Source organism: Ruegeria sp. CF4 (genome assembly GCF_056537345.1).
Map to the genome: position 1 here is coordinate 301,752 of NZ_JBQFRJ010000003.1, position 19,212 is coordinate 320,963.

22 protein-coding genes are annotated in these 19,212 nt (G+C 59.3%); 4 read left to right on the forward strand and 18 right to left on the reverse strand.

Annotated elements, in window-relative coordinates; all coding sequences use genetic code 11:
* The first annotated feature begins 131 nt into the window (after window positions 1-131).
* The gene (locus ACR0NF_RS10335; RefSeq protein ID WP_480471460.1) at window positions 132-833 is read left to right on the forward strand and encodes a Crp/Fnr family transcriptional regulator; all 702 of its coding nucleotides are present in this window, start codon (window positions 132-134) and stop codon (window positions 831-833) included.
* Window positions 834-860: 27 nt separating this feature from the next.
* Here the strand turns inward: ACR0NF_RS10335 and ACR0NF_RS10340 are convergent, their stop codons facing one another.
* From ACR0NF_RS10340 to ACR0NF_RS10405, 14 genes are all read right to left on the reverse strand, one after another.
* Window positions 861-1,118, reverse strand: a complete 258-nt coding sequence (locus tag ACR0NF_RS10340) for a hypothetical protein (RefSeq protein ID WP_480660738.1) — start codon at window positions 1,116-1,118, stop codon at window positions 861-863.
* 13 nt (window positions 1,119-1,131) lie between these two features.
* Window positions 1,132-1,824, reverse strand: a complete 693-nt coding sequence (locus ACR0NF_RS10345) for a NapC/NirT family cytochrome c (protein ID WP_480471462.1) — start codon at window positions 1,822-1,824, stop codon at window positions 1,132-1,134.
* A 26-nt stretch (window positions 1,825-1,850) separates the two neighbouring features.
* Complete coding sequence (locus ACR0NF_RS10350; RefSeq protein ID WP_170398181.1) at window positions 1,851-2,285, reverse strand: nitrate reductase cytochrome c-type subunit; 435 nt, start codon at window positions 2,283-2,285, stop codon at window positions 1,851-1,853.
* Window positions 2,286-2,297: 12 nt separating this feature from the next.
* On the reverse strand, window positions 2,298-3,209 hold the full coding sequence (gene napH / locus ACR0NF_RS10355; RefSeq protein ID WP_480471463.1) for a quinol dehydrogenase ferredoxin subunit NapH: 912 nt from the start codon (window positions 3,207-3,209) through the stop codon (window positions 2,298-2,300).
* Complete coding sequence (gene napG, locus ACR0NF_RS10360; protein ID WP_480660734.1) at window positions 3,206-4,024, reverse strand: ferredoxin-type protein NapG; 819 nt, start codon at window positions 4,022-4,024, stop codon at window positions 3,206-3,208. Before napG ends, napH begins: the two co-directional genes overlap by 4 nt.
* 27 nt (window positions 4,025-4,051) lie before the next feature.
* Window positions 4,052-6,544 (reverse strand): nitrate reductase catalytic subunit NapA, encoded by a 2,493-nt coding sequence (gene napA, locus ACR0NF_RS10365; protein ID WP_480778202.1) that lies wholly within the window; start codon window positions 6,542-6,544, stop codon window positions 4,052-4,054.
* Window positions 6,545-6,561: 17 nt separating this feature from the next.
* A complete protein-coding gene (locus ACR0NF_RS10370; protein ID WP_480778203.1) occupies window positions 6,562-6,834 on the reverse strand; it encodes a chaperone NapD in 273 nt (90 codons plus the stop codon).
* The gene (gene napF / locus ACR0NF_RS10375) at window positions 6,831-7,340 is read right to left on the reverse strand and encodes a ferredoxin-type protein NapF (RefSeq protein WP_480667785.1); all 510 of its coding nucleotides are present in this window, start codon (window positions 7,338-7,340) and stop codon (window positions 6,831-6,833) included. The genes ACR0NF_RS10370 and napF overlap by 4 nt, the downstream gene beginning before the upstream one ends.
* 140 nt (window positions 7,341-7,480) lie before the next feature.
* Window positions 7,481-9,409 (reverse strand): 1-deoxy-D-xylulose-5-phosphate synthase, encoded by a 1,929-nt coding sequence (dxs, locus tag ACR0NF_RS10380; protein ID WP_480778204.1) that lies wholly within the window; start codon window positions 9,407-9,409, stop codon window positions 7,481-7,483.
* Between the two features lie 14 nt (window positions 9,410-9,423).
* A complete protein-coding gene (locus tag ACR0NF_RS10385) occupies window positions 9,424-10,290 on the reverse strand; it encodes a polyprenyl synthetase family protein (protein WP_480471469.1) in 867 nt (288 codons plus the stop codon).
* The gene (locus tag ACR0NF_RS10390; protein ID WP_480778205.1) at window positions 10,291-10,533 is read right to left on the reverse strand and encodes an exodeoxyribonuclease VII small subunit; all 243 of its coding nucleotides are present in this window, start codon (window positions 10,531-10,533) and stop codon (window positions 10,291-10,293) included. It lies immediately after the preceding gene.
* Window positions 10,530-11,456, reverse strand: coding sequence for a histone deacetylase family protein (locus ACR0NF_RS10395; protein ID WP_480778206.1), 927 nt, complete (start codon window positions 11,454-11,456; stop codon window positions 10,530-10,532). Before ACR0NF_RS10395 ends, ACR0NF_RS10390 begins: the two co-directional genes overlap by 4 nt.
* Before the next feature lie 66 nt (window positions 11,457-11,522).
* A complete protein-coding gene (locus ACR0NF_RS10400) occupies window positions 11,523-12,224 on the reverse strand; it encodes a response regulator (RefSeq protein ID WP_480667787.1) in 702 nt (233 codons plus the stop codon).
* Window positions 12,221-12,733 carry a MarR family winged helix-turn-helix transcriptional regulator gene (locus ACR0NF_RS10405; protein WP_480471472.1) on the reverse strand — a complete coding sequence of 171 codons (513 nt, stop codon included), beginning with the start codon at window positions 12,731-12,733 and terminating at the stop codon, window positions 12,221-12,223. The genes ACR0NF_RS10400 and ACR0NF_RS10405 overlap by 4 nt, the downstream gene beginning before the upstream one ends.
* 158 nt (window positions 12,734-12,891) lie before the next feature.
* Here ACR0NF_RS10405 and ACR0NF_RS10410 point away from each other — a divergent pair, with 158 nt between their 5' ends.
* The 3 genes from ACR0NF_RS10410 to ACR0NF_RS10420 all read left to right on the forward strand — a co-directional run bounded on the left by ACR0NF_RS10410 (window position 12,892) and on the right by ACR0NF_RS10420 (window position 15,301).
* On the forward strand, window positions 12,892-13,758 hold the full coding sequence (locus ACR0NF_RS10410; RefSeq protein WP_480471473.1) for a branched-chain amino acid aminotransferase: 867 nt from the start codon (window positions 12,892-12,894) through the stop codon (window positions 13,756-13,758).
* A 115-nt stretch (window positions 13,759-13,873) separates the two neighbouring features.
* Window positions 13,874-14,824 carry an AraC family transcriptional regulator gene (locus ACR0NF_RS10415; RefSeq protein ID WP_480667788.1) on the forward strand — a complete coding sequence of 317 codons (951 nt, stop codon included), beginning with the start codon at window positions 13,874-13,876 and terminating at the stop codon, window positions 14,822-14,824.
* 111 nt (window positions 14,825-14,935) lie between these two features.
* Window positions 14,936-15,301 carry an SPW repeat domain-containing protein gene (locus ACR0NF_RS10420; protein ID WP_480471475.1) on the forward strand — a complete coding sequence of 122 codons (366 nt, stop codon included), beginning with the start codon at window positions 14,936-14,938 and terminating at the stop codon, window positions 15,299-15,301.
* 453 nt (window positions 15,302-15,754) lie between these two features.
* On the opposite strand, the gene cobO is transcribed toward ACR0NF_RS10420, so the two are convergent.
* From cobO to aroC, 4 genes are read right to left on the reverse strand one after another with little or no spacing between them, the layout of a single operon-like run.
* The gene (cobO, locus tag ACR0NF_RS10425) at window positions 15,755-16,354 is read right to left on the reverse strand and encodes a cob(I)yrinic acid a,c-diamide adenosyltransferase (protein WP_480471476.1); all 600 of its coding nucleotides are present in this window, start codon (window positions 16,352-16,354) and stop codon (window positions 15,755-15,757) included.
* Between the two features lie 57 nt (window positions 16,355-16,411).
* Window positions 16,412-17,347, reverse strand: coding sequence for a DMT family transporter (locus ACR0NF_RS10430; RefSeq protein WP_480778207.1), 936 nt, complete (start codon window positions 17,345-17,347; stop codon window positions 16,412-16,414).
* 54 nt (window positions 17,348-17,401) lie between these two features.
* Window positions 17,402-18,064: an HD domain-containing protein gene (locus ACR0NF_RS10435; RefSeq protein WP_480667789.1), complete on the reverse strand. Its 663-nt coding sequence runs from the start codon at window positions 18,062-18,064 to the stop codon at window positions 17,402-17,404.
* Window positions 18,048-19,148 (reverse strand): chorismate synthase, encoded by a 1,101-nt coding sequence (gene aroC / locus ACR0NF_RS10440; protein WP_480667790.1) that lies wholly within the window; start codon window positions 19,146-19,148, stop codon window positions 18,048-18,050. The genes ACR0NF_RS10435 and aroC overlap by 17 nt, the downstream gene beginning before the upstream one ends.
* Between the last annotated feature and the right edge of the window lie 64 nt (window positions 19,149-19,212).

The following is a 19,212-nucleotide window of genomic DNA, read 5'->3' on the forward strand; positions in this document are numbered from 1 at the left end:
CTCAGACATGACTATTGTCAAGTTCGTACCGGTAAAAAAGGATGGTGCAAGCTGACGGGCTTTGGCATAGCGTGGGGTTGGGATGGACCGACCGAACCAACGTGTCGGCAGGAATAAACGGGGGTGTTTTCATGTCTCATGAAACACAAAAGGCAATCGCGCGTCAGTCGCTGTTGCTGCGCAGTCTGCCGGATCAGCATGTCGAGACATTGCTGAGCCACGCGATCTGGCGTCGGTACGATCGGGGCGAGACGATCTTCCTGCAGGAAGAAGAGGCGCAGGCCGTTCACGTGGTACTGGAAGGCTGGGTTAAACTCTTCCGCATGACACCCACTGGAGCCGAGGCCGTGGTAAGCGTCTTCAAGCGCGGCGATAGCTTTGGCGAGGCGGTGGCACTGCGCAACGTGCCCTATCCCGTCTCAGCCGAGGCTGTATCGGCCTGCGAAGTGATGCACATTCCCAGCCCGATCCTGATCTCTTTGATGAAGGAAGACCCGGAAATCGGGATCTCGATCCTGGCCGCGACATTTACCCATCTGCATTCTCTGGTCGCTCAGCTTGAGCAACTCAAGGCGCAAACCGGCGCGCAGCGCGTGGCCGAGTTTCTGCTGAACCTCTGTGACAGCGATGCAGGCGAGTGCGAAGTGTCCCTGCCTTACGACAAGATGCTGATCGCGGGTCGTCTGGGGATGAAGCCCGAAAGCCTGAGTCGGGCATTCTCACGGCTCAAAGCAGTGGGCGTAAAGATCAACCGCAACCATGCCGAGATTTCAGATATCGCACTGCTGCGGGATTACGCCGAGAGCGATCCGGCGGAGAACTGGGGGCGGTAACCCGGCATTGCTGCCGGGTCAGGTCGCTCAGACTGTTGCGCCTTTGCGGCGAATGGCGGTGCCGAGGCTGCCGGCGCAGACCCCGACAATAATCGCAATCACGAGCGCCATCGTCCCGACATGGGAAAACTGCCACCCGGCAAAAAGCAGGGGCGCGATCAGGCCAACTACGCCACCCAGCAGGGCGCCAAGCCACAACTGGCGGGTCATCATGCCCAGTGCCAGGCCCAGAATGCCGGGCAGGCCCAATACGTTGCCGCCGATGGTTCCAAGTATCTCTAACATCTCTGTCCCCGCCTTAATCCGAGCTTTTGTTCAGGAACGAGCGGATATCGTCCCCTGACGCCGCTGCGTGTTTCTGCAGAACTTCGCCATCCACCGCGTCCGCGATCTCCTGATATGCTTCCAGATAGTTGGGCGGCAGGCTGTGCGCGATACCCTGGTGGCAATCAATGCAGGTCATGCCGGTATCAATTGCGCGCTGGTGTTCGCTAGCAGCACGGGTTTCCTGAATCGTGAAATCCATATAGTCGAAGTTGTGACAGTTGCGGCATTCGCGGCTGTCGGATGCTTTCATCTTCTTCCAAACGGCCGTCGCCATGGCGAGACGATGATCCTCGTATTTCTCGGGTGTGCTGATCGTGCCTGCCAGCTCGTGATAGACATCCTTCACCGCCATGATCTTGGCTTTGATCTTGTGGTTCCACTCGTCCGGGACGTGACAGTCCGAACAGATCGCACGGACGCCTGAGTGGTTGTTGTAGTGGATCGTTTCACGGTATTCGCCGAGATTAACCTCCATCGTGTGGCACGAGGTGCAGAATTCTTCGGTATTCGTCAGCTCCAGTGCCCAGTGGAAGCCACCCCAGAACAGGATGCCCGCCAGAAACCCGGCCAGCAAAGTGAAACCAACGCTGAGGACGGCGATCGGGCTCCAGAACCAGGTCCAGAGGCGTCGGATGAGCCCTTGTTTTTCTTGGGAGTCGGACATATCGCGCTCTCCTTTTTGACCTGAGTTCAGTTGCCGGAGGAAGGTTCAAAAGTGTTGTCGACCAGTGGCAACGCATCCGCTTGCGGCACGTGACACTGGTTGCAGAAATACCGGGTACCTGCGATCTGATCCAACTCGCGGCCTTCGCGGTCCAGATAGTGGGTCATCGACAATGTTGGTGCGTTGCGCTCACCTGCTTTGGTCCAGTCATGGCAGGACAGGCACTGGTTGGTGCGCAGGTCGATCTGGTACTGTTCGATCGAATGTGGGATCAGCGGTGGCTGCTGGCGATAGTTTCGCTGCATGCGGCCTTCGACCGTGCGGTGAACCTGATCTAGAACAGCAGGTTCATCAACCTCGGCACCGCGCAGGCTGTTGACCCCGGCAGACTGCGCAAGGGCCAGGCCACCGAGGAGTAGCGGCGGGATCAGGGCAAGGCCCACTAGGATCGGCTTTTTCATCTTCTCACTCCTTCAAAAAGGTCTTGAGGCGCGCGGCTGCGGCGCGGCGGTTGGTTCCGGTGGTGCGACGGTCAGGTCGTCGAACCGATGGGTGAATTTGAATACGTCTTCGGCGCAGACATCGATGCAGCGACCGCAATTGGTGCAGTCGGGCGACAGGATCAGCGGGGTGTCTTTGCCTTTCAGCGCCGGAGAGATGACTTGGTTTTCCGGGCAGACCGCGTAGCAATCCATACAGTCGTCACAGGCGGCGCGATTGGTGGCGCTGACCCGCAGCATCGCTTTATTGCCCACCAGTCCGTAGAACGCGCCAACGGGACAAACATGGCCGCACCATCCATGGCGTGAGACAAACAGATCGAACAGGAAGATCGCGGCGATCATCGCCCAGACGAAGCCCATGCCAAAGATCAGCCCGCGATGCAGCATGGTGATCGGGTTAACCAGCTCCCACGCGATTGTGCCGGTCAGGCCGGTCACGATCAGAACGGTTGCCATGATCCACAACCGTGTGCGGCGCTTGGGCTGCCAGCCCTTTTGCAGGCCCAGCTTGCGGTGCAACCAATGCGCGCCGTCGGTGACCGGATTGATCGGGCAAACCCAGGAACAATAGACGCGACCTCCGATCAGGGCGTAAGCAACTAGAACGATGGCGGCACCGATGGCGGCGATCAGCTCGGGCCAGTGCCCGGCGATCAGGCTTTGCAGAAAGACAAACGGGTCGGTCAGGGGCAGCACGCCCAACGTCAGCGACCCGGCCAGTGTGCCCTGCACGATCCAGATCCCGAACCAAGGGCCCAGCAGGAACAGGACCAGAAAAAACAGCTGGCTGACGCGACGCAGCAGCAGGTATTTATGGGCACCCAGCCAGCCTTTGGTGGCGATGGCCTCTTGCCCCAGTGGCATATGTGTGCGGGCGGTCATGGGGTGACCTCCGGCAATTTGAAGCTAGGCTCAAACCCGCCCGGCGCGGCGAGGTTATCTGTGCCCGGTCCCGGCAGACGGTCGGGCAAGTCGATGATGCCTTCTACGACCGGCGCGCCCTTTGCCTCTTTCTCTTCCCAGCCCTTGCGGTAGTGATCGGCGCTGCTGCCACGGGCTAGCCGGGCGGGAAGAACCTTGATCGCGGCTTCGGGCAGAACGCAGCTCTTCTCGCACATGCCACAGCCGGTGCAGTGATCGGCATGAACGGTTGGAATGAAGATTGCATGACTGCCTGAGCGGGCATTGTGTTCAGTTTCCAGCGTGATGGCTTCGTCGATGACGGGGCAGACGCGATAGCAAACATCGCAGCGCAGGCCGAGGAAATTCAGGCAATTCTCCTGATCGACCAGAACGGCCACGCCCATTTCGGCGTCGTCGATATTTTCCAGCGCAGGATCTAACGCCCCGGTCGGGCAGGCTGCGACGCAGGGGATGTCGTCACACATCTCGCAAGGCACATCGCGGGCGGTGAAATAGGGCGTGCCGGTGGCCACGGCATCGACACCCAGCTCGGCCAGTTTCAGCGTGTCATAGGGACAGTCCCGCACGCACAATCCACAGCGGATACAGGCCGACAAGAAGTCTTTTTCCGGCAAGGCTCCGGGGGGTCGTAATGCTTCGGCCGGCAACGCCCGTGCGTCCCGCGCCAGCCAGGCCAGCAAGGACCCGGCGGCGACGCAGCCGCCCGCCGCGCGCGCCGAGTCCTGCAGGAACCGGCGCCGCTGCGGCGATAAGGGGGAGCCAACACGAGACATGGGTCTTACCTTTGCCTTGCCAGCCCGTTATGCGCGCTCGATCTTACAGGCGCATTTCTTGAAGTCGGTCTCTTTCGACAGCGGGCAAGTCGCGTCCAGCGTCAGCTTGTTGGTCAGCTGGCCTTCGTCAAACCATGGCATGAAGACCAGACCGCGCGGCACTTTGTTCCGACCCCGGGTCTCGACCCGGCTGGTGACTTCGCCGCGACGAGTGGACAGAATGATCTCCTGCCCGCGGCGCAGACCACGGTCACGCGCGTCTTCGGGATGCATGTAGACCACTGCGGCCGGATAGGCGCGGTGCAGTTCGGGCACGCGGCGGGTCATAGAGCCCGAGTGCCAATGTTCCAGCACGCGACCGGTGCAGAGCCACAAATCGAATTCCGCATCCGGTTCCTCGGCAGCGGGTTCATATGGGGCAAAGATGATCTTGGCCTTGCCATCCTTATGGCCATAGAACTTCACATCTGCACCTTCGGGCACGTAAGGATCATAGCCTTCACGGAAGCGATAAAGCGTCTCTTTGCCGTCCACGACCGGCCAGCGAAGGCCGCGGGCCTGATGGTAAGTTTCGAACGGTGCCAGATCGTGCGCATGTCCGCGACCGAACTCGGCATATTCCTCGAACAAGCCCTTCTGTACGTAGTAGCCAAAGTGCTCGGACTCGTCGTTGTCGAACCCTTCCGCAGTTTCCGACAGCGGGAATTGGTCGATCGTGCCATTGGCGAACAGCACGTCATACATGGTCTTGCCGCGATGTTCGGGCATGGTGGCCAGCAGTTCTTCGCCCCAAACCTCTTCCACGGTGAAGCGTTTTGAGAATTCCATCAGCTGCCAGAGGTCCGATTTCGCCTCTCCCGGAGCCTTAACCTGTTGCCGCCAGAATTGCGTGCGACGCTCGGCGTTGCCATAGGCGCCTTCCTTCTCGACCCACATGGCGGTGGGCAGGATCAGGTCAGCGGACAGAGCCGTTACGGTCGGGTAGGGATCGGATACGGCAATGAAGTTCTCCGGGTTGCGATAGCCGGGATAGCCTTCTTCGTTGATATTGGGCGCGGCCTGCATGTTGTTGGTGCATTGCACCCAATAGGCGTTCAGATCACCGTCCTTCAGCTTGCGGTGCTGCAATACGGCGTGGAAGCCGGGTTTGGGCGGGATGGTGCCCGCAGGAATTTTCCATGCACTCTCACAAATCTCGCGGTGCTTGTCGTTTGCCACGACCATATCGGCGGGCAGACGGTGAGCGAAGGTACCGACCTCACGCGCTGTGCCACAGGCCGAGGGCTGACCGGTAAGCGAGAAGGGCGAGTTGCCGGGCTCGGAAATCTTACCCACCAGCAGGTGCACATTGTACATCAGCGAGTTCACCCACGATCCGCGTGTGTGCTGGTTGAAGCCCATGGTCCACAGGCTCATCACTTTGCGATTGGGGTCTGCATATTGCTGCGCCAGACGTTCGAGCTGAGAGGCAGGAACGCCGGACAGTTCAGAGGTATATTCCAGCGTGTATTCCGAAACGGCTTCGGCATATTCCTCGAAACTGATCGGTTCCAATTTTCCCGAGTTCGGGTTTTCAGCCTCTTGCTGCAACGGGTTGTTGTCACGCAGGCCATAGCCGATATCGGTGGCGGTCTTGGTGATGTTCACATGGTTCCGGACGAAGTCTTCGTTCACAGCGCCGTTCTGGATGATGAAATTGGCGATGTAGTTCAGGATCGCCAGATCGGTTTGTGGCGCGAAGACCATGCCGTTATCGGCCAGCTCGAACGAGCGGTGTTCATAAGTCGACAGCACATGCACTTCAGATCCCGGCTTGGTCAGGCGCGTATCGGTCAGGCGTGACCACAGGATCGGGTGCATCTCGGCCATGTTCGAGCCCCAGAGCACGAAAGTGTCTGCGTGCTCGAAATCGTCATAGCAGCCCATCGGCTCATCAATGCCAAATGTGCGCATGAAGCCGACAACCGCCGAGGCCATGCAGTGGCGCGCGTTGGGGTCGATGTTGTTGGACCGGAAACCGGCTTTCATCATCTTGGCAGCGGCATAGCCTTCCCAAACGGTCCACTGGCCCGAGCCGAACATACCGACGCTGGTTGGCCCTTTCTTGGCTAGGGCCTCTTTCCACTTGGCAGCCATGACGTCGAAGGCTTCGTCCCAGCTGACGGGCTCGAATTCACCGTTCTTGTCGTATTCGCCGTTGGTTTTGCGCAGCATCGGCGTGGTCAGACGGTCTTTGCCGTACATGATCTTGGACAGGAAATAACCTTTGATGCAGTTCAGGCCGCGGTTCACCGGCGCGTCCGGGTCGCCCTGCGTGGCAACTACGCGCCCGTCTTTGGTGCCAACCAGGACCGAGCAGCCAGTGCCACAGAACCGGCAGGCGGCTTTGTCCCAGCGGATGTCCGGGGTGGCGGCCTGAGCGTTGGCTTGTCCGGTCGCCAATGGCAGACCTGCGGCTGATGCAGTCGCAGCGGCGGCGGTTGATTTCAGAAAGGTCCGGCGGGATTCAGAGATGGTCATGACATGGGTCTCCGGCTTTATATCTGGCGAGAAGCGTTAAGGTGCGGACGGGTCTCCGCGAGGTCTTCGAAATGGTGATAGGTCAGGGTCAGAGAGATCACACCCGGGATCTGATGCAGATCCATGATCGTCTCGGACGCCAGTTTTTCCGGCGTATCCTCGACCACAACAACAAGACGGCCATCTTCGGCCGCCGCGTGAACCTCGGCCCCGTCTGTGCGCGCAATCGCGTCCTGCGCGCTTTGGGTGGTTTCCGGGCTTACATGGACGAGGCAACCACAGATGTTCATAAGGCAACCTCCTGAGTGGGCGGGGTGTGGCGTTCAAAACTGATGGAACCGGCGGGGCAGGCGCTGGCGCAAGCTCCGCAGCCGGTACATTTGTCGATATCGAGTTGGGGTTCGGCGCGACCACCGGGTTGCAGTTTGAAGCGGATCGCGCTGTGGTCACAGACGTCCTGACAGATCCGGCAACTGACGCCGTTCATCGACAGGCATGATGCAGATATTGCAGCGCGCCAAGGCCAGTCGGCTACGCGTTCAGGATTCAGCGCTCCAGTCGGGCAGGCGTTGGCGCAATCGCCGCAAAGGGTGCAGGGACCAACGTCCAACTGAACCACGGGCCAGCCTTGTGCGTCAAAACGGATGATGTCTTCGGGGCAGGCCACCTGGCATTCGTCGCACTGTGTACACAGTTCAAGAAACTCCGCCTCCGCGCCCGGCGGGCGGATGGCTGATCTATCCCCTTGCAGCATCTTGCCACGCAAGAAAGCGCGTCGGCTTGCTAGCTTGTTCATTCGCTTGCGACCCTCGAGTGTCCGGCAGGAGTTGGTCTGCCTGACTCGGGTGTTAGCGTATCACAGTGCGTAAGGATTTGACCTATGTCATTTTAAATTTGCTTATTTTTCCGATGTTCAGACTGAAGGCTGCAAAAATATCAGGCACGTTTCTCGCCGATTGAGGGTACGCCGAGAACCGAAAGCACCTTGGCCTCGATCTGTTCTGCGTTCATCCCTGCGACGGCGTACATATCGGCCGGGCTGGCCTGGTCGATGAAGATGTCCGGCAGCACCATCGAGCGATACTTCAGCCCTTCATCAAACACACCCTCATCCGCCAGCAGTTGCGCCACGTGGCTGCCAAAGCCACCCACGGCCCCTTCTTCGATGGTGATCAGCGCCTCGTGGTTCGCGGCGAGGTCAAGGATCAGGTCCTGGTCGAGCGGCTTGGCAAAGCGCGCATCCGCGATGGTGGGCGTGATCCCGCGCGCAGACAGGGCCTCTGCCGCCTTCTGCACTTCGGCGAGCCGCGTGCCGAAGGACAGCAGCGCCACGCGGGCACCTTTTTGGATCAGTCGACCCTTGCCGATCTCCAGCGCTTCGCCGCGCTCGGGCAGGTCAACACCCACCCCTTCGCCGCGCGGATAGCGGAAGGCGATAGGGCCATCGTCATGGGCCACTGCAGTGGCAACCATGTGCATCAGTTCAGCCTCGTCTGCGGCGGCCATGACGACCATGCCGGGCAGGTTGGCCAGGTAGGCGATATCGAACGATCCAGCATGGGTCGCGCCATCTGCGCCCACCAGACCCGCGCGATCGATGGCAAAGCGTACCGGCAGGCGCTGGATCGCCACATCATGCACCACCTGATCATACCCACGCTGCAGGAAGGTCGAATACATGGCGCAGAATGGCTTCATCCCGCCCGCCGCCAGCGCGGCCGAGAAGGTCACGCCATGCTGTTCGGCAATCGCCACATCGAAACAGCGCGACGGATAGCGCTCGGCAAACAGGTTGAGCCCGGTACCATCCGGCATCGCGGCAGTGACGGCTACGATCTTGTCATCCCGCGCTGCTTCATCGACCAGTGTCTTGCCAAAGACCGAGGTATAGGATGGCGCGTTCGAAGGCGCCTTTTTCTGCTCGCCCGTCACCACATCGAACTTGGCGGTTGCGTGACCTTTGTCGCGGGCCTGTTCGGCAGGGGCATAGCCCTTACCCTTCTTGGTCAGCACGTGGATCAGAATCGGCCCGCTTGCCTTCGCCTTGACCGCACGCAGAACCGGCAGCAACTGATCCAGATCATGCCCGTCGATGGGGCCGAGGTAGGAAAAGCCCAGCTCTTCAAACAGCGTCCCGCCCATGGCCATGCCTTTCAGCATATCCTTGGCGCGCTTTGCCCCTTCGCGGAACGGTTCGGGCAGCAGCGATACCGCGCCTTTGGCGGCAGCTTTCAGGTCGTGGAACGGTTCCTCGGCATAGATGCGCGACAGGTAGTTGGACAAGGCCCCGACGGGCGGCGCAATGCTCATTTCATTGTCGTTGAGGATGACGATCAGGCGTTTTTTTAGATGACCCGCGTTGTTCATCGCCTCAAAGGCCATGCCCGCAGACATCGAGCCATCGCCGATCACCGCAATTGCATCGCCCAGCCCCTCGGGTGTCACACCACCCAGATAACGCGCCACGGCAAACCCAAGTGCGGCGCTGATCGAGGTGCTCGAATGCGCCGCGCCAAACGGGTCATAGGGGCTTTCGCTGCGCTTGGTGAAGCCGCTCAGGCCATCCTTCATGCGCAAGGTGCGGATACGGTCGCGGCGCTCGGTCAGGATCTTGTGCGGGTAGCACTGGTGCCCCACGTCCCAGATGATCTTGTCGCGCGGAGTATCGAACACCGCATGCAGCGCCGTGGTCAGTTCGACTACGCCAAGACCCGCACCCAGATGTCCCCCAGTCACAGAAACGGCCGAGATCGTCTCGGACCGCAATTCATGTGCGACCTGATGTAGTTGCGCATCCGAGAATTGCTTGAGATCCGCAGGGCGGTTCACAAGGTCCAACAGAGGCGTATTCGGGCGGTCAGACATATGGCGTTCCTGGCTTAGCTGTCCCGGGCAATAACGAAGCGGGCAGCTTGCTTCAAGGTTTCAGCTTTAGGGCCATACCCGTCCAGTGCTGCGCAGGCCTGATCCGCCAACGCGGCAGCACGGGATTTCGCGGCCTCCAGACCCAGCAGCGAGACAAAGGTTGCCTTGCCCGCCTCAGCATCCTTCTGCAGCCGCTTTCCGGCCTTTTCGGCATCTCCTTCGACATCCAAGATGTCATCGGCGATTTGAAAAGCAAGGCCAAGGGCTTGGGCATATTGGCGCAAGGGTTCGGGATCGGCCTGTGCCAATCGTGCGCCCGCGCAAGCGGACCATTCGATCAACGCACCGGTTTTACCCGCTTGCAGCTGCGTGATCTGATCCAGCGTCAAGGGCTCTGCCGCTGTTTCCGCCGCGATATCCAGCGCCTGGCCCAAAACCATACCCTGTGCGCCGCTCGCTTTTGCCAGTGTTAGACCCAAATCTGCGCGAATTTCCGCGCTCCCGGCCTCGGGTCGCGTGCAAAGTTCAAATGCCAGCGTCTGCAACGCATCGCCCGCGAGGACAGCGGTGCCCTCATCCCATTTCACATGCACAGTCGGGCGCCCGCGCCGCAAATCATCGTCATCCATGCAGGGCAGGTCATCATGAACAAGCGAGTATGCATGCAGCGCCTCAATCGCGGTCGCTGGCCAGATCGCTTGCGTCGCGTCAACGCCATGCAACCGCGCGCTTTCCAAAACCAGAAACCCACGCAGCCGCTTGCCGCCTTCGGTGGCATAGGCCATCGCCCGTGTCACATCCAGATCGTCCAACGCCCCCAGAACCAGATCGAAATGGCTCTGAATCAGCGCCGCATCCTGCGCCAGCTTTTCACGAAACATTTACTGACTTTCGACAGGCGTTGTCCCGGTCGGTTGTCCACTCGCATCCAGAGTGATCGCTGCGACTTTTTCTTCGGCCCGCTTCAACTCATCTTCGCAACGCTTCTTCAAAGCCGCGCCGCGTTCATAGAGAGCAATCGACTGATCCAAGGCCACATCCCCGCGTTCCAGCTGGCCCACTACCGCCTCAAGCTCTTTCATCGCCTGTTCAAACGTCATCTGTTCGACTGGAGTATCGGTCATCGTGCTGCCTTTATCAGTTCTTCCACATGGGCTCGTGTCGCCTCGGCCAGTGCGTTCAGATCATACCCGCCTTCCAGAGTCGAGACGATACGGCCTGCACAGACCTCATCGGCGATCTTGCACAGCTCGGCTGTGATCCAGGCGAAATCACCCGTGGACCAGTTGAGGTTGGCCAGTAGGTCATCCTGATGCGCATCGAATCCCGCCGAAATGATGATCAGTTCCGGCTTGAATGCGCGCAGCCGCGGAAAGGCCTGCGCCTCGTAGGCAGCGCGCATCTCGGCCCCGCCCGTGCCGGGGGCTAATGGAATATTCAGCACCGTCTCATAGGCGCCGGTTTCATCCGCGCGCCCTGTTCCGGGCCACAACGGCATCTGCTGGCTGGTAATCACCAGCGCCCGTGGCTCATCCCACAGCAGATCCTGCGTGCCATTGCCATGATGTACATCGAAATCCACCACCGCCACGCGGTTCAACCCGTGATGATCCAGCGCATGCTTCGCCGCCAGCGCCGCGTTGCCGAACAGACAAAACCCCATCGCTGTCTCGGATTCCGCATGATGCCCTGGCGGGCGGATGGCGCAGAACGCGTTCGAGGCCTCACCGCTCAAAACCAGATCAACCGCCCGTACCGCCGCCCCCGCTGCGCGATAAGCAGCATCGACCGACCCCGGAGACATGAACGTGTCCCCATCGATTTGTCGAAACCCTTCAGAGGGCTTGCTGCTTCGGATATCATCGATGTGACTGGATGGGTGAACCCGCAACAGATCATCATCTGCGGCCATCGGAGCAGTGACCCGTTTCAGATCCAGGCCTTCCAGCGCATGTAAAACATGCTCCAATCGCGCCACCCGCTCCGGATGCCCGTCAGGTGTCACATGGCCTAAACAATCGGCATGGGTCAAAAGGGCAGTCGTCATCGGGGTCCTATCTTCATCTGGCTATAGATACCTTCGCCGAAGGCAAAGTCGCCGCACAACGGCAAATCAGTCGGGGGCCAACATATACCCCGCACCCCGCACAGTCTGCAGATACCGGGGCTGCTTCGGATCTTGCTCAATCTTGCGCCGCAAGCGCGTGATCTGCACGTCTACCGCGCGTTCCTGCGCTTGTCCCTTGTCGCGCCCCAGATCCTCAACCAGTTTGGCCCGGCTGATCGGCTCTCCCGGCTGGGCCGAGAAGATCTTCATCAACTGGCTTTCGGTCGCGGTCAGACGCACGGGATCTTCTCCCTGCCACATCTCGCCACGCTCGATGTCATAGCGGATCGGGCCGAGTGTCAGGAATTTCGCGGCTGTCTCCTGCGCGGGGGCTTCGGGCATGCGGCGCAAGATGGCGTTGATCCTCAGCAGCAGTTCTTTCGGCTCAAAAGGCTTGGCGAGGTAATCATCGGCACCGGCTTCGAGCCCCGCGATGCGATGCTCGGTTTCGCCTTTTGCGGTCAGCAGCAGGATCGGTGTTGTATGGGTCTCGCGCAGCGCCTTGGTCAGGCTTACCCCATCCTCGCCCGGCATCATGACATCCAGCACGATCAGATCGAAATCCAGCCCCGACAGCACCCGCCTTGCATGCGCTGCGTCTCGCGCTGCGGTTACCAGAAACCCGTTTCGCATCAGGAATTTCTTGAGCAGATCGCGAATGCGTTCGTCGTCGTCGACGATCAGAAGATGGGCGTCCATATCGCTCATGAAGTTGTATCCCGCAGTTTCGTATATGCACGACGCATATCAGCATCCATCATCGCTTCAAGCACTTTGCGAAAACCGGCCACCGCTTCGGGGCCTGCATCCTTGAATGCCGCGCGCATCCGGGCTCGCTGCGCATCGGACAGCGTAGCCTCCAACGCCTTGCCCTTGTCTGTTAGAAATAGGTGGCGTTCGCGTTTGTCCACCTTTCCCACACGGCTTTCCACCAAACCGTCCTCGATCAGGGTGCGCAGAACCCTATTTAGAGACTGTTTTGTTACCCCCAGGATGCCCAGAAGGTTGTTTACCGTCGTGCCGGGCGCGCGATTGATGAAGTGAACCGCCCGGTGATGGGCGCGGCCATAGGCCATTTCGGACAGGATGCGGTCGGGATCGGCGGTGAAGCCGCGATAGGCAAAGAACATCGCTTCGATACCTTGCCGCAACTGCTCATCCGTCAGAAATAACAGGCTTTCTCCGCCAAAGACCGGGGCAGGACGGATTTCGGACATAACGGGCCTCATTCGCAATACGGTTCGAGTTTATGTCAGCCTTATTGACATTCCAAGAGCGCACAGGTATCGAATCGCAGTTTTTGCGCAACAATGTGTCCGATGCGGACCTATCTGGCGCAATATTCGGAAAATTGACCCGGTTCAGGAGGTTTCGCATGGCGGGGTATGATGATCGTGATGGTACCATCTGGCTAGACGGTAAACTGGTGCCCTGGCGTGAAGCGAATGTGCACATCCTGACCCACGCGATGCACTATGCCTCGTCTGTGTTTGAGGGTGAGCGCGCCTATAACGGCAAGATCTTCAAAAGCCGCGAACATTCCAAGCGTTTGATAGCGTCGGCCGAGGCTTTGGACATGCCGATGCCCTACTCGGTGGATGACATCGAAGCGGCCAAGGAAGAGACGCTGAAAGCCAGCGGCTTGAAAGATGCCTATGTACGCGTGCTCGTCTGGCGTGGTTCGGGCGAGGACATGGGTGTTGCCTCGGCCAAGAACCCGGTTCGTATGGCCGTCGCGGTTTGGCCCTGGGGTGCCTACTATGGCGATGCAAAGATGCAGGGGGCCAAGCTGGATATCGCGGAATGGAAACGCCCCAGCCCCGAAACCATCCCGGTTCACGCCAAGGCGGCAGGTTTATACATGATCTGCACCATCTCGAAACACAAGGCCGAGGCCAAGGGGTGTTCGGATGCCCTGTTCATGGACTGGCGCGGTTATGTGGCCGAAGCGACCGGTGCAAACGTGTTCTTTGTCAAGGATGGTGAGGTGCATACTCCGCTGGCCGATTGCTTTCTGAACGGCATCACCCGCCAGACCGTGATCAAGATGCTGAAAGACAAGGGCATCACCGTTCATGAGCGCCGCATCAAGCCCGAAGAGATGGCCGATTTCGAACAATGCTGGCTGACCGGCACCGCCGCCGAAGTGACGCCCGTTGGGCAGATCGGCGAATACACATTCGAAGTTGGCGACCTGACCCGCGAGATCGCCGAGGATTATGAGAAACTGGTCCGCTCGTAATCAGAAGCTTCTGAAACCCTCGCTTCGGCGGGGGTTTTTGTTGCAGAACGTGCAATTCTTTGTGCAGATCGTTCCAACCTGTGGACTTGTCTGAACCGCTCGATATCTTTGCACGATGTTGGACCTTCTCAGCGATATCCTCACCCGCCTGTCTTTGCGCGGTACTTTCTATTTCCGCACGTCCTTTACCCCGCCCTTTGGCGTTCAGGTGCCCGGATTCGAAAACGTCGCCCGGTTTCACTTCGTCCAGCGCGGCGAGTTGAAGGTGCATATTCCGACGACGGGTGACACTCTGCGCCTGAAACAAGGCGATCTGATTCTGATCCCACATGGAGCGCCGCATGCGTTGCTGTGCGCTGAAGTTCAGCCGTTTGATGCGCTGCCACTGGAACAGGTGCTTGAGATCGCGGGATATCGGGGCGATGGCGTATTGGTCTATGGCGGTGCGGATGAGGAGCGGGATACGCAGCTGATCTGCGGTCATTTCTCATTCATTGGCCCCGCTGGCCGGGGTGGCACGGGGCATATGCTGATTGATCGGCTGCCGCCTTACATCCTGATTCAGAACTATGGGGAAGAGGCGGGATCGTGGATCGAGGCCACGCTGCGCATGATTGGCTCGGAAGTGTCAGGCGCTCGGATCGGCGGTGATCTGATTGCCCTGAAATTGTCCGAGGTTCTGTTTGCGCAGGCGATCCGTGCCTATCTGGAACACCAAAGCCCTGATGAAGCCGCCCTTGCCGGATTTGCCGACTCACGCATCTCACGCGCGTTGACAGCGTTCCACCAGTCTCCGGCACAGGAATGGAGCGTCGCGACCCTTGCGCGCGAGGCGGCCATGTCGCGCACGGCCTTTGCCCAGCTCTTTGCCGAGAAGATGGGCACCACCCCGATGCAATACCTGACAGATTGGCGCATGCAGATTGCCTGCCACGGTCTAACTGAAAGCCGTTGGAATGTGGCCGATGCCGCGGCTGAGGTTGGATACGCCTCAGAAGCCGCGTTCTCGCGTGTATTCAAGAAGCAGGTTGGCGTGTCGCCCGCTGCTTACAGGGCCATGCACTGATCCACCCTAACTTCTGAACGATCTGCAATATCTCGTAAACGATCTGGGCTGCTACGTTCGCAGTCGGACACCTATCCTTAGTCCATCACTGATTGAGGAAAGGAAGTTCAGATGTCCCTGCGTTTCGTCACCCGCACTGTTCATGCGTATCTCGACTATCCGGTCGCCATTGCGTTGATGGTGCTGCCCTTTGTTTTGGGATTGGGTCAATCCAATCCGCTGGCGCTCTGGTTGTCGGTTGTCACCGGCGTCGCAGCTTTTGTTCTGACGGTTCTGACCGACCATCACTTGGGCATTTGGCGGGTTCTGCCTTACAAGTTTCATCTGGCCGTGGACCTGATCGTCGGCATCACCTTCCTGCTGGCCCCCAGCCTGCTTGGATTCTCGGGGATTGATGCGTGGTTCTACTGGCTGAATGGTGCTGCGGTGGTAGCTGTGATCTCGCTCAGCGCACCCGAGCAGACCGCGACCGCCTGATTATTTCTGTCGCCTGAAAGAATCAAGCCGCGCGATTTCGCGCGGTTTTCCCTTTGTTAGGCAATGTTTTATGTATCAGCAGTTCAAGCTAGATGTGGTGAGTGTTTTCAGGCTTGAAAAGACTAATGAAAAAACTCAGATAATAGTAACGCCGGATGACAATATTAGACACTAGGTTCCGGGGCGACCTGTGGCTCTGCAAGCAACACAGTGAAGACCCGCCGCCGTCCTGGAAACGATCAGCGGAGGTCCCATGCGCACTCGATTCGAAGAGCTGATGTCAGATCCTTGCTGCGCTTCTTGTGATTGCGACGCGCTGAGCTCAGAGGTTGAGGTCTATCTCGATCGCAAAACCTGCGATGCGGAGAGGTGCCGGAGGCTCGACTTGCAAACCCCGACGACACTGGCAGGCCGCGTATCGACACGCAGCCTGAATGAAAACAGTTTTCAGCGTTAGAAATCCACGCCGCGCTGGGCCTTGATCCCGGCTTGGAACGGGTGTTTTTCTTCGGTCATTTCCGTTACCAGATCGGCATAATCGCGCAGCGCTTGCGGCGCATCGCGGCCCGTCAAGAATACGCTGGTCTTGTCCGATCGGGCTTTCAGACCTTCGATAACACTCTCTACAGAAAGATATTCATAACGCAGGGCGATATTGATTTCGTCGAGAACGACCAGATCATACTCACCACTGGCCATCAGATCACAGGCCTTGCCAAAGGCCGAGGTGGCCGCTGCAATGTCGCGCTCGCGGTCTTGGGTGTCCCAGGTGAAGCCCTCACCCATCGTGTGCCAGGTGACCAGATCCCGCTCTTCAAAGAAACGCCGCTCGCCGGTTTTCCACTTGCCCTTGATGAACTGGACTACGGCAACCTTTTGACCCCAACCCAATGCGCGGATCACCACACCAAAGGCGGCAGATGATTTGCCCTTGCCCTTGCCGGTGTTGATCAGCACCAGACCGCGACCCGGGTCAACGGCCTCGGACACTTTCTTGCGGTGCTGGGCCTGCACCTTCTGCATCTTTTCCTTGTGATCCTGCGCGTCGCTCATCTGGAAACCTCTTTCATTGCCCGGCCCAACCTAGGCGAAGTCTGCGAAAGGTAAAGGTCAGGCTTTGGGATCGGTGACGGCGCGCGCCTTGCCTCGTTCCAGCCCCAACTGATGCTCGCGCCAGATCACGACAACATTGCCCGCGATCACCAGCACCGCCCCGATCAGGATCGCCACCGTCGGCAGTTCGTCGAACCAGACATAGCCAATGACAATTGCAAACAGCATGGTCGAATAGTCATAAGGCGCCAACATCGAGGCCTGCCCGAAGCGATAAGACGAGGTGACGAGTATCTGCGCGATTCCACCAATCAACCCCATAGTGACCAGTATTAGAGCCTGATTTATCGTGGGTATTGTCCACCCCCAGAATGCCGTCAGGCTTGAAAGCAAGGTAGCAGTCATTGAGAAATAGAAAACGATTGCGGCGGGGTGGTCGACCTTGACCAACTGCCGGATATGGATCTGAACAAAGGCGCGGGCGAAGGTCGCTGCGAGCACGCATAATGCACCCATGGTCGCCGCCACTTCCATCTGCGTGCTGCCGAGCCGTGGCCAGATCATGATCAGCACCCCGAGCAAACCCAATGCCACCGCTCCGATTCGGATCATGCGAATGCGTTCGCCCAAGATCACCGCTGCCAGAATCAGGGTGAAGATCGGCGTGGCATAGCCAATGGCAGTAACCTCAGGCAGGGGGAGCAGGCTGAGGCCTGTAAAGGTCAGCCCCATGGCGCTGGTGCCCAATACGCCGCGCCAGAAATGACCCATCGGTTTCTTGACCACAAAGCCTTGTGCCAGTTCACCACGCCAGACGAGCCACGCGATGATCACCGGAATGGCGAAGAGCGACCGGAAAAACACCAGCTCGCCCGGAGGAAAATCGGTCGACAACGCTTTGACCAGCGCGGACATTGATGTGAACAACATCAGCGCGCTGAGTTTCAGACCCACGGCCAGTACGGGTCGATGCGATGTTAACGATTTTGCCATTGGCCGCGACCCTGCGCCTTTGGCGGCAAAAGATCAACGACAGGATTGTACCAATCAGGTCGATTTCCAGTGGCCGGGCAGCTTGTGACCGATCTCGTCGCCAAACTCTTCCAGAAACCGGATCATGCGGTCAGCGCGTTGTCGCGCGATCTGGCGGCCCGTGTCTGTCAGCATCTCATCTGGCAGGTTCAGCAGCTTAACCTTCCAGTGGTCCAGCGAGAACCGCAGATCGTCCAGGGGCCGCGCATCCGCAAAGGGATCGGCCGGATCGTAAAGAACCCGGCCCAATGCGCCCGACACCGAGAATGTGCGTGCGATGCCGATCGCACCAAGCGCATCCAGCCGGTCGGCATCGCGCAGTATCCGTGCCTCGGACGTTTCGGGCGGGATGTTGGCCGAATAGCTATGCGCTGCGATGGCGTGTTGTGTGGCACTGATCTTGGTTGGGTTGAAGCCCAAATCCTGAAGAATAGACTCTGATTCAGCAGCGGATTGGCGCGACGCCAGATGCCGATCAGGCGAATCCTTGGGCAGGTTGACCAGATCGTGCAGATAGCAGGCGGCCAGCAGCACCGATCTGTCGGTCTGTTCGTCCGCCATGGCTTGCGCGTTCACCCAGACGCGATCCAGATGGGCCAGATCATGCGCCGGGTCGGTCTGCATATGCTGCGCGACGATGCTGCGCAGCCGCGTGCGCAGATCAGCCGATATGTCCACGGTTCTCGCCAATCTGACCGCGATGCAGCAGCAGGTGATCGAGGATCACGCAGGCCATCATTGCCTCACCCACCGGGACGGCACGGATACCAACACAGGGGTCGTGACGGCCCTTAGTGATGATCTCGGTCTCTTCACCGGATTTGGTGATGGTTTTGCGCGTGGTCAGGATCGACGAGGTCGGCTTGACCGCGAACCGTACCACGACGTCTTGCCCGGTCGAAATGCCGCCCAGAATGCCGCCCGCGTGGTTGGAGCTGTATTGGGGGCCGTCCTGCCCCATGAAGATCTCGTCCGCGTTGGCTTCGCCGGTCAGTTCAGCGGCGGCCATCCCTTCGCCGATCTCAACGCCTTTGACAGCGTTAATCGACATCATTGCGGCAGCCAGATCAGTGTCTAACTTGGCATATACAGGAGCACCAAGCCCAGCAGGAACGCCGCGTGCGACGACCTCAACCACGGCGCCGACCGAGTTCCCGGACTTGCGTAGGTCATCCAGGTAAGTGGCCCAGCCCTCGGCAGCTTGCGCATCCGGGGTCCAGAACGGGTTCTGTTCGATCTGCGACCAATCGAAATTACCGCGGTCGATTTTGTGCGGGCCGATCTGGGTCATATAGCCGGTGATCTGCACATTCGGTGCGATCTGTTTGATGGCCTCGCGTGCCAGCCCGCCTGCCGCGACACGCGAGGCGGTTTCCCGGGCCGAGCTGCGCCCGCCGCCGCGATAATCACGGATGCCGTATTTCTGCCAATAGGTGATATCGGCATGACCCGGGCGGAACTTGTCCATGATATCGCCGTAGTCTTTCGAACGCTGATCGGTGTTCTCGATCATCAGTTGCACGGGGGTGCCAGTGGTCTGGCCCTCGAACACGCCCGAAAGGATTTTCACCTGATCGGGTTCGCGCCGCTGGGTCGTGAACTTGTTCTGCCCCGGTTTGCGCTTGTCCAGCCAGTGCTGGATCATGCCCTCGTCAATCGTCACGCCCGGAGGGCAGCCGTCGACGGTGGCACCCAATGCAGGCCCGTGGCTTTCGCCCCAGGTGGTGACGCGGAAGAGGTGTCCAAAGCTGTTCATCGACATGGGGCGTGCTCCTTTGCGCGATGTGATTAGCGGGCAAGGGCCGCAGTCTCAAGCGGATTTGCGG

Excerpts from the sequence above, each read along its gene's own strand:
- ACR0NF_RS10335 (WP_480471460.1), top strand. The coding sequence starts at position 132 with ATGTCTCATGAAACACAAAAGGCAATCGCGCGTCAGTCGCTGTTGCTG.
- ACR0NF_RS10340 (WP_480660738.1), bottom strand. The coding sequence starts at position 1,118 with ATGTTAGAGATACTTGGAACCATCGGCGGCAACGTATTGGGCCTGCCC.
- ACR0NF_RS10345 (WP_480471462.1), bottom strand. The coding sequence starts at position 1,824 with ATGTCCGACTCCCAAGAAAAACAAGGGCTCATCCGACGCCTCTGGACC.
- ACR0NF_RS10350 (WP_170398181.1), bottom strand. The coding sequence starts at position 2,285 with ATGAAAAAGCCGATCCTAGTGGGCCTTGCCCTGATCCCGCCGCTACTC.
- napH (WP_480471463.1), bottom strand. The coding sequence starts at position 3,209 with ATGACCGCCCGCACACATATGCCACTGGGGCAAGAGGCCATCGCCACC.
- napG (WP_480660734.1), bottom strand. The coding sequence starts at position 4,024 with ATGTCTCGTGTTGGCTCCCCCTTATCGCCGCAGCGGCGCCGGTTCCTG.
- napA (WP_480778202.1), bottom strand. The coding sequence starts at position 6,544 with ATGACCATCTCTGAATCCCGCCGGACCTTTCTGAAATCAACCGCCGCC.
- ACR0NF_RS10370 (WP_480778203.1), bottom strand. The coding sequence starts at position 6,834 with ATGAACATCTGTGGTTGCCTCGTCCATGTAAGCCCGGAAACCACCCAA.
- napF (WP_480667785.1), bottom strand. The coding sequence starts at position 7,340 with ATGAACAAGCTAGCAAGCCGACGCGCTTTCTTGCGTGGCAAGATGCTG.
- dxs (WP_480778204.1), bottom strand. The coding sequence starts at position 9,409 with ATGTCTGACCGCCCGAATACGCCTCTGTTGGACCTTGTGAACCGCCCT.
- ACR0NF_RS10385 (WP_480471469.1), bottom strand. The coding sequence starts at position 10,290 with ATGTTTCGTGAAAAGCTGGCGCAGGATGCGGCGCTGATTCAGAGCCAT.
- ACR0NF_RS10390 (WP_480778205.1), bottom strand. The coding sequence starts at position 10,533 with ATGACCGATACTCCAGTCGAACAGATGACGTTTGAACAGGCGATGAAA.
- ACR0NF_RS10395 (WP_480778206.1), bottom strand. The coding sequence starts at position 11,456 with ATGACGACTGCCCTTTTGACCCATGCCGATTGTTTAGGCCATGTGACA.
- ACR0NF_RS10400 (WP_480667787.1), bottom strand. The coding sequence starts at position 12,224 with ATGAGCGATATGGACGCCCATCTTCTGATCGTCGACGACGACGAACGC.
- ACR0NF_RS10405 (WP_480471472.1), bottom strand. The coding sequence starts at position 12,733 with ATGTCCGAAATCCGTCCTGCCCCGGTCTTTGGCGGAGAAAGCCTGTTA.
- ACR0NF_RS10410 (WP_480471473.1), top strand. The coding sequence starts at position 12,892 with ATGGCGGGGTATGATGATCGTGATGGTACCATCTGGCTAGACGGTAAA.
- ACR0NF_RS10415 (WP_480667788.1), top strand. The coding sequence starts at position 13,874 with ATGTTGGACCTTCTCAGCGATATCCTCACCCGCCTGTCTTTGCGCGGT.
- ACR0NF_RS10420 (WP_480471475.1), top strand. The coding sequence starts at position 14,936 with ATGTCCCTGCGTTTCGTCACCCGCACTGTTCATGCGTATCTCGACTAT.
- cobO (WP_480471476.1), bottom strand. The coding sequence starts at position 16,354 with ATGAGCGACGCGCAGGATCACAAGGAAAAGATGCAGAAGGTGCAGGCC.
- ACR0NF_RS10430 (WP_480778207.1), bottom strand. The coding sequence starts at position 17,347 with ATGGCAAAATCGTTAACATCGCATCGACCCGTACTGGCCGTGGGTCTG.
- aroC (WP_480667790.1), bottom strand. The coding sequence starts at position 19,148 with ATGTCGATGAACAGCTTTGGACACCTCTTCCGCGTCACCACCTGGGGC.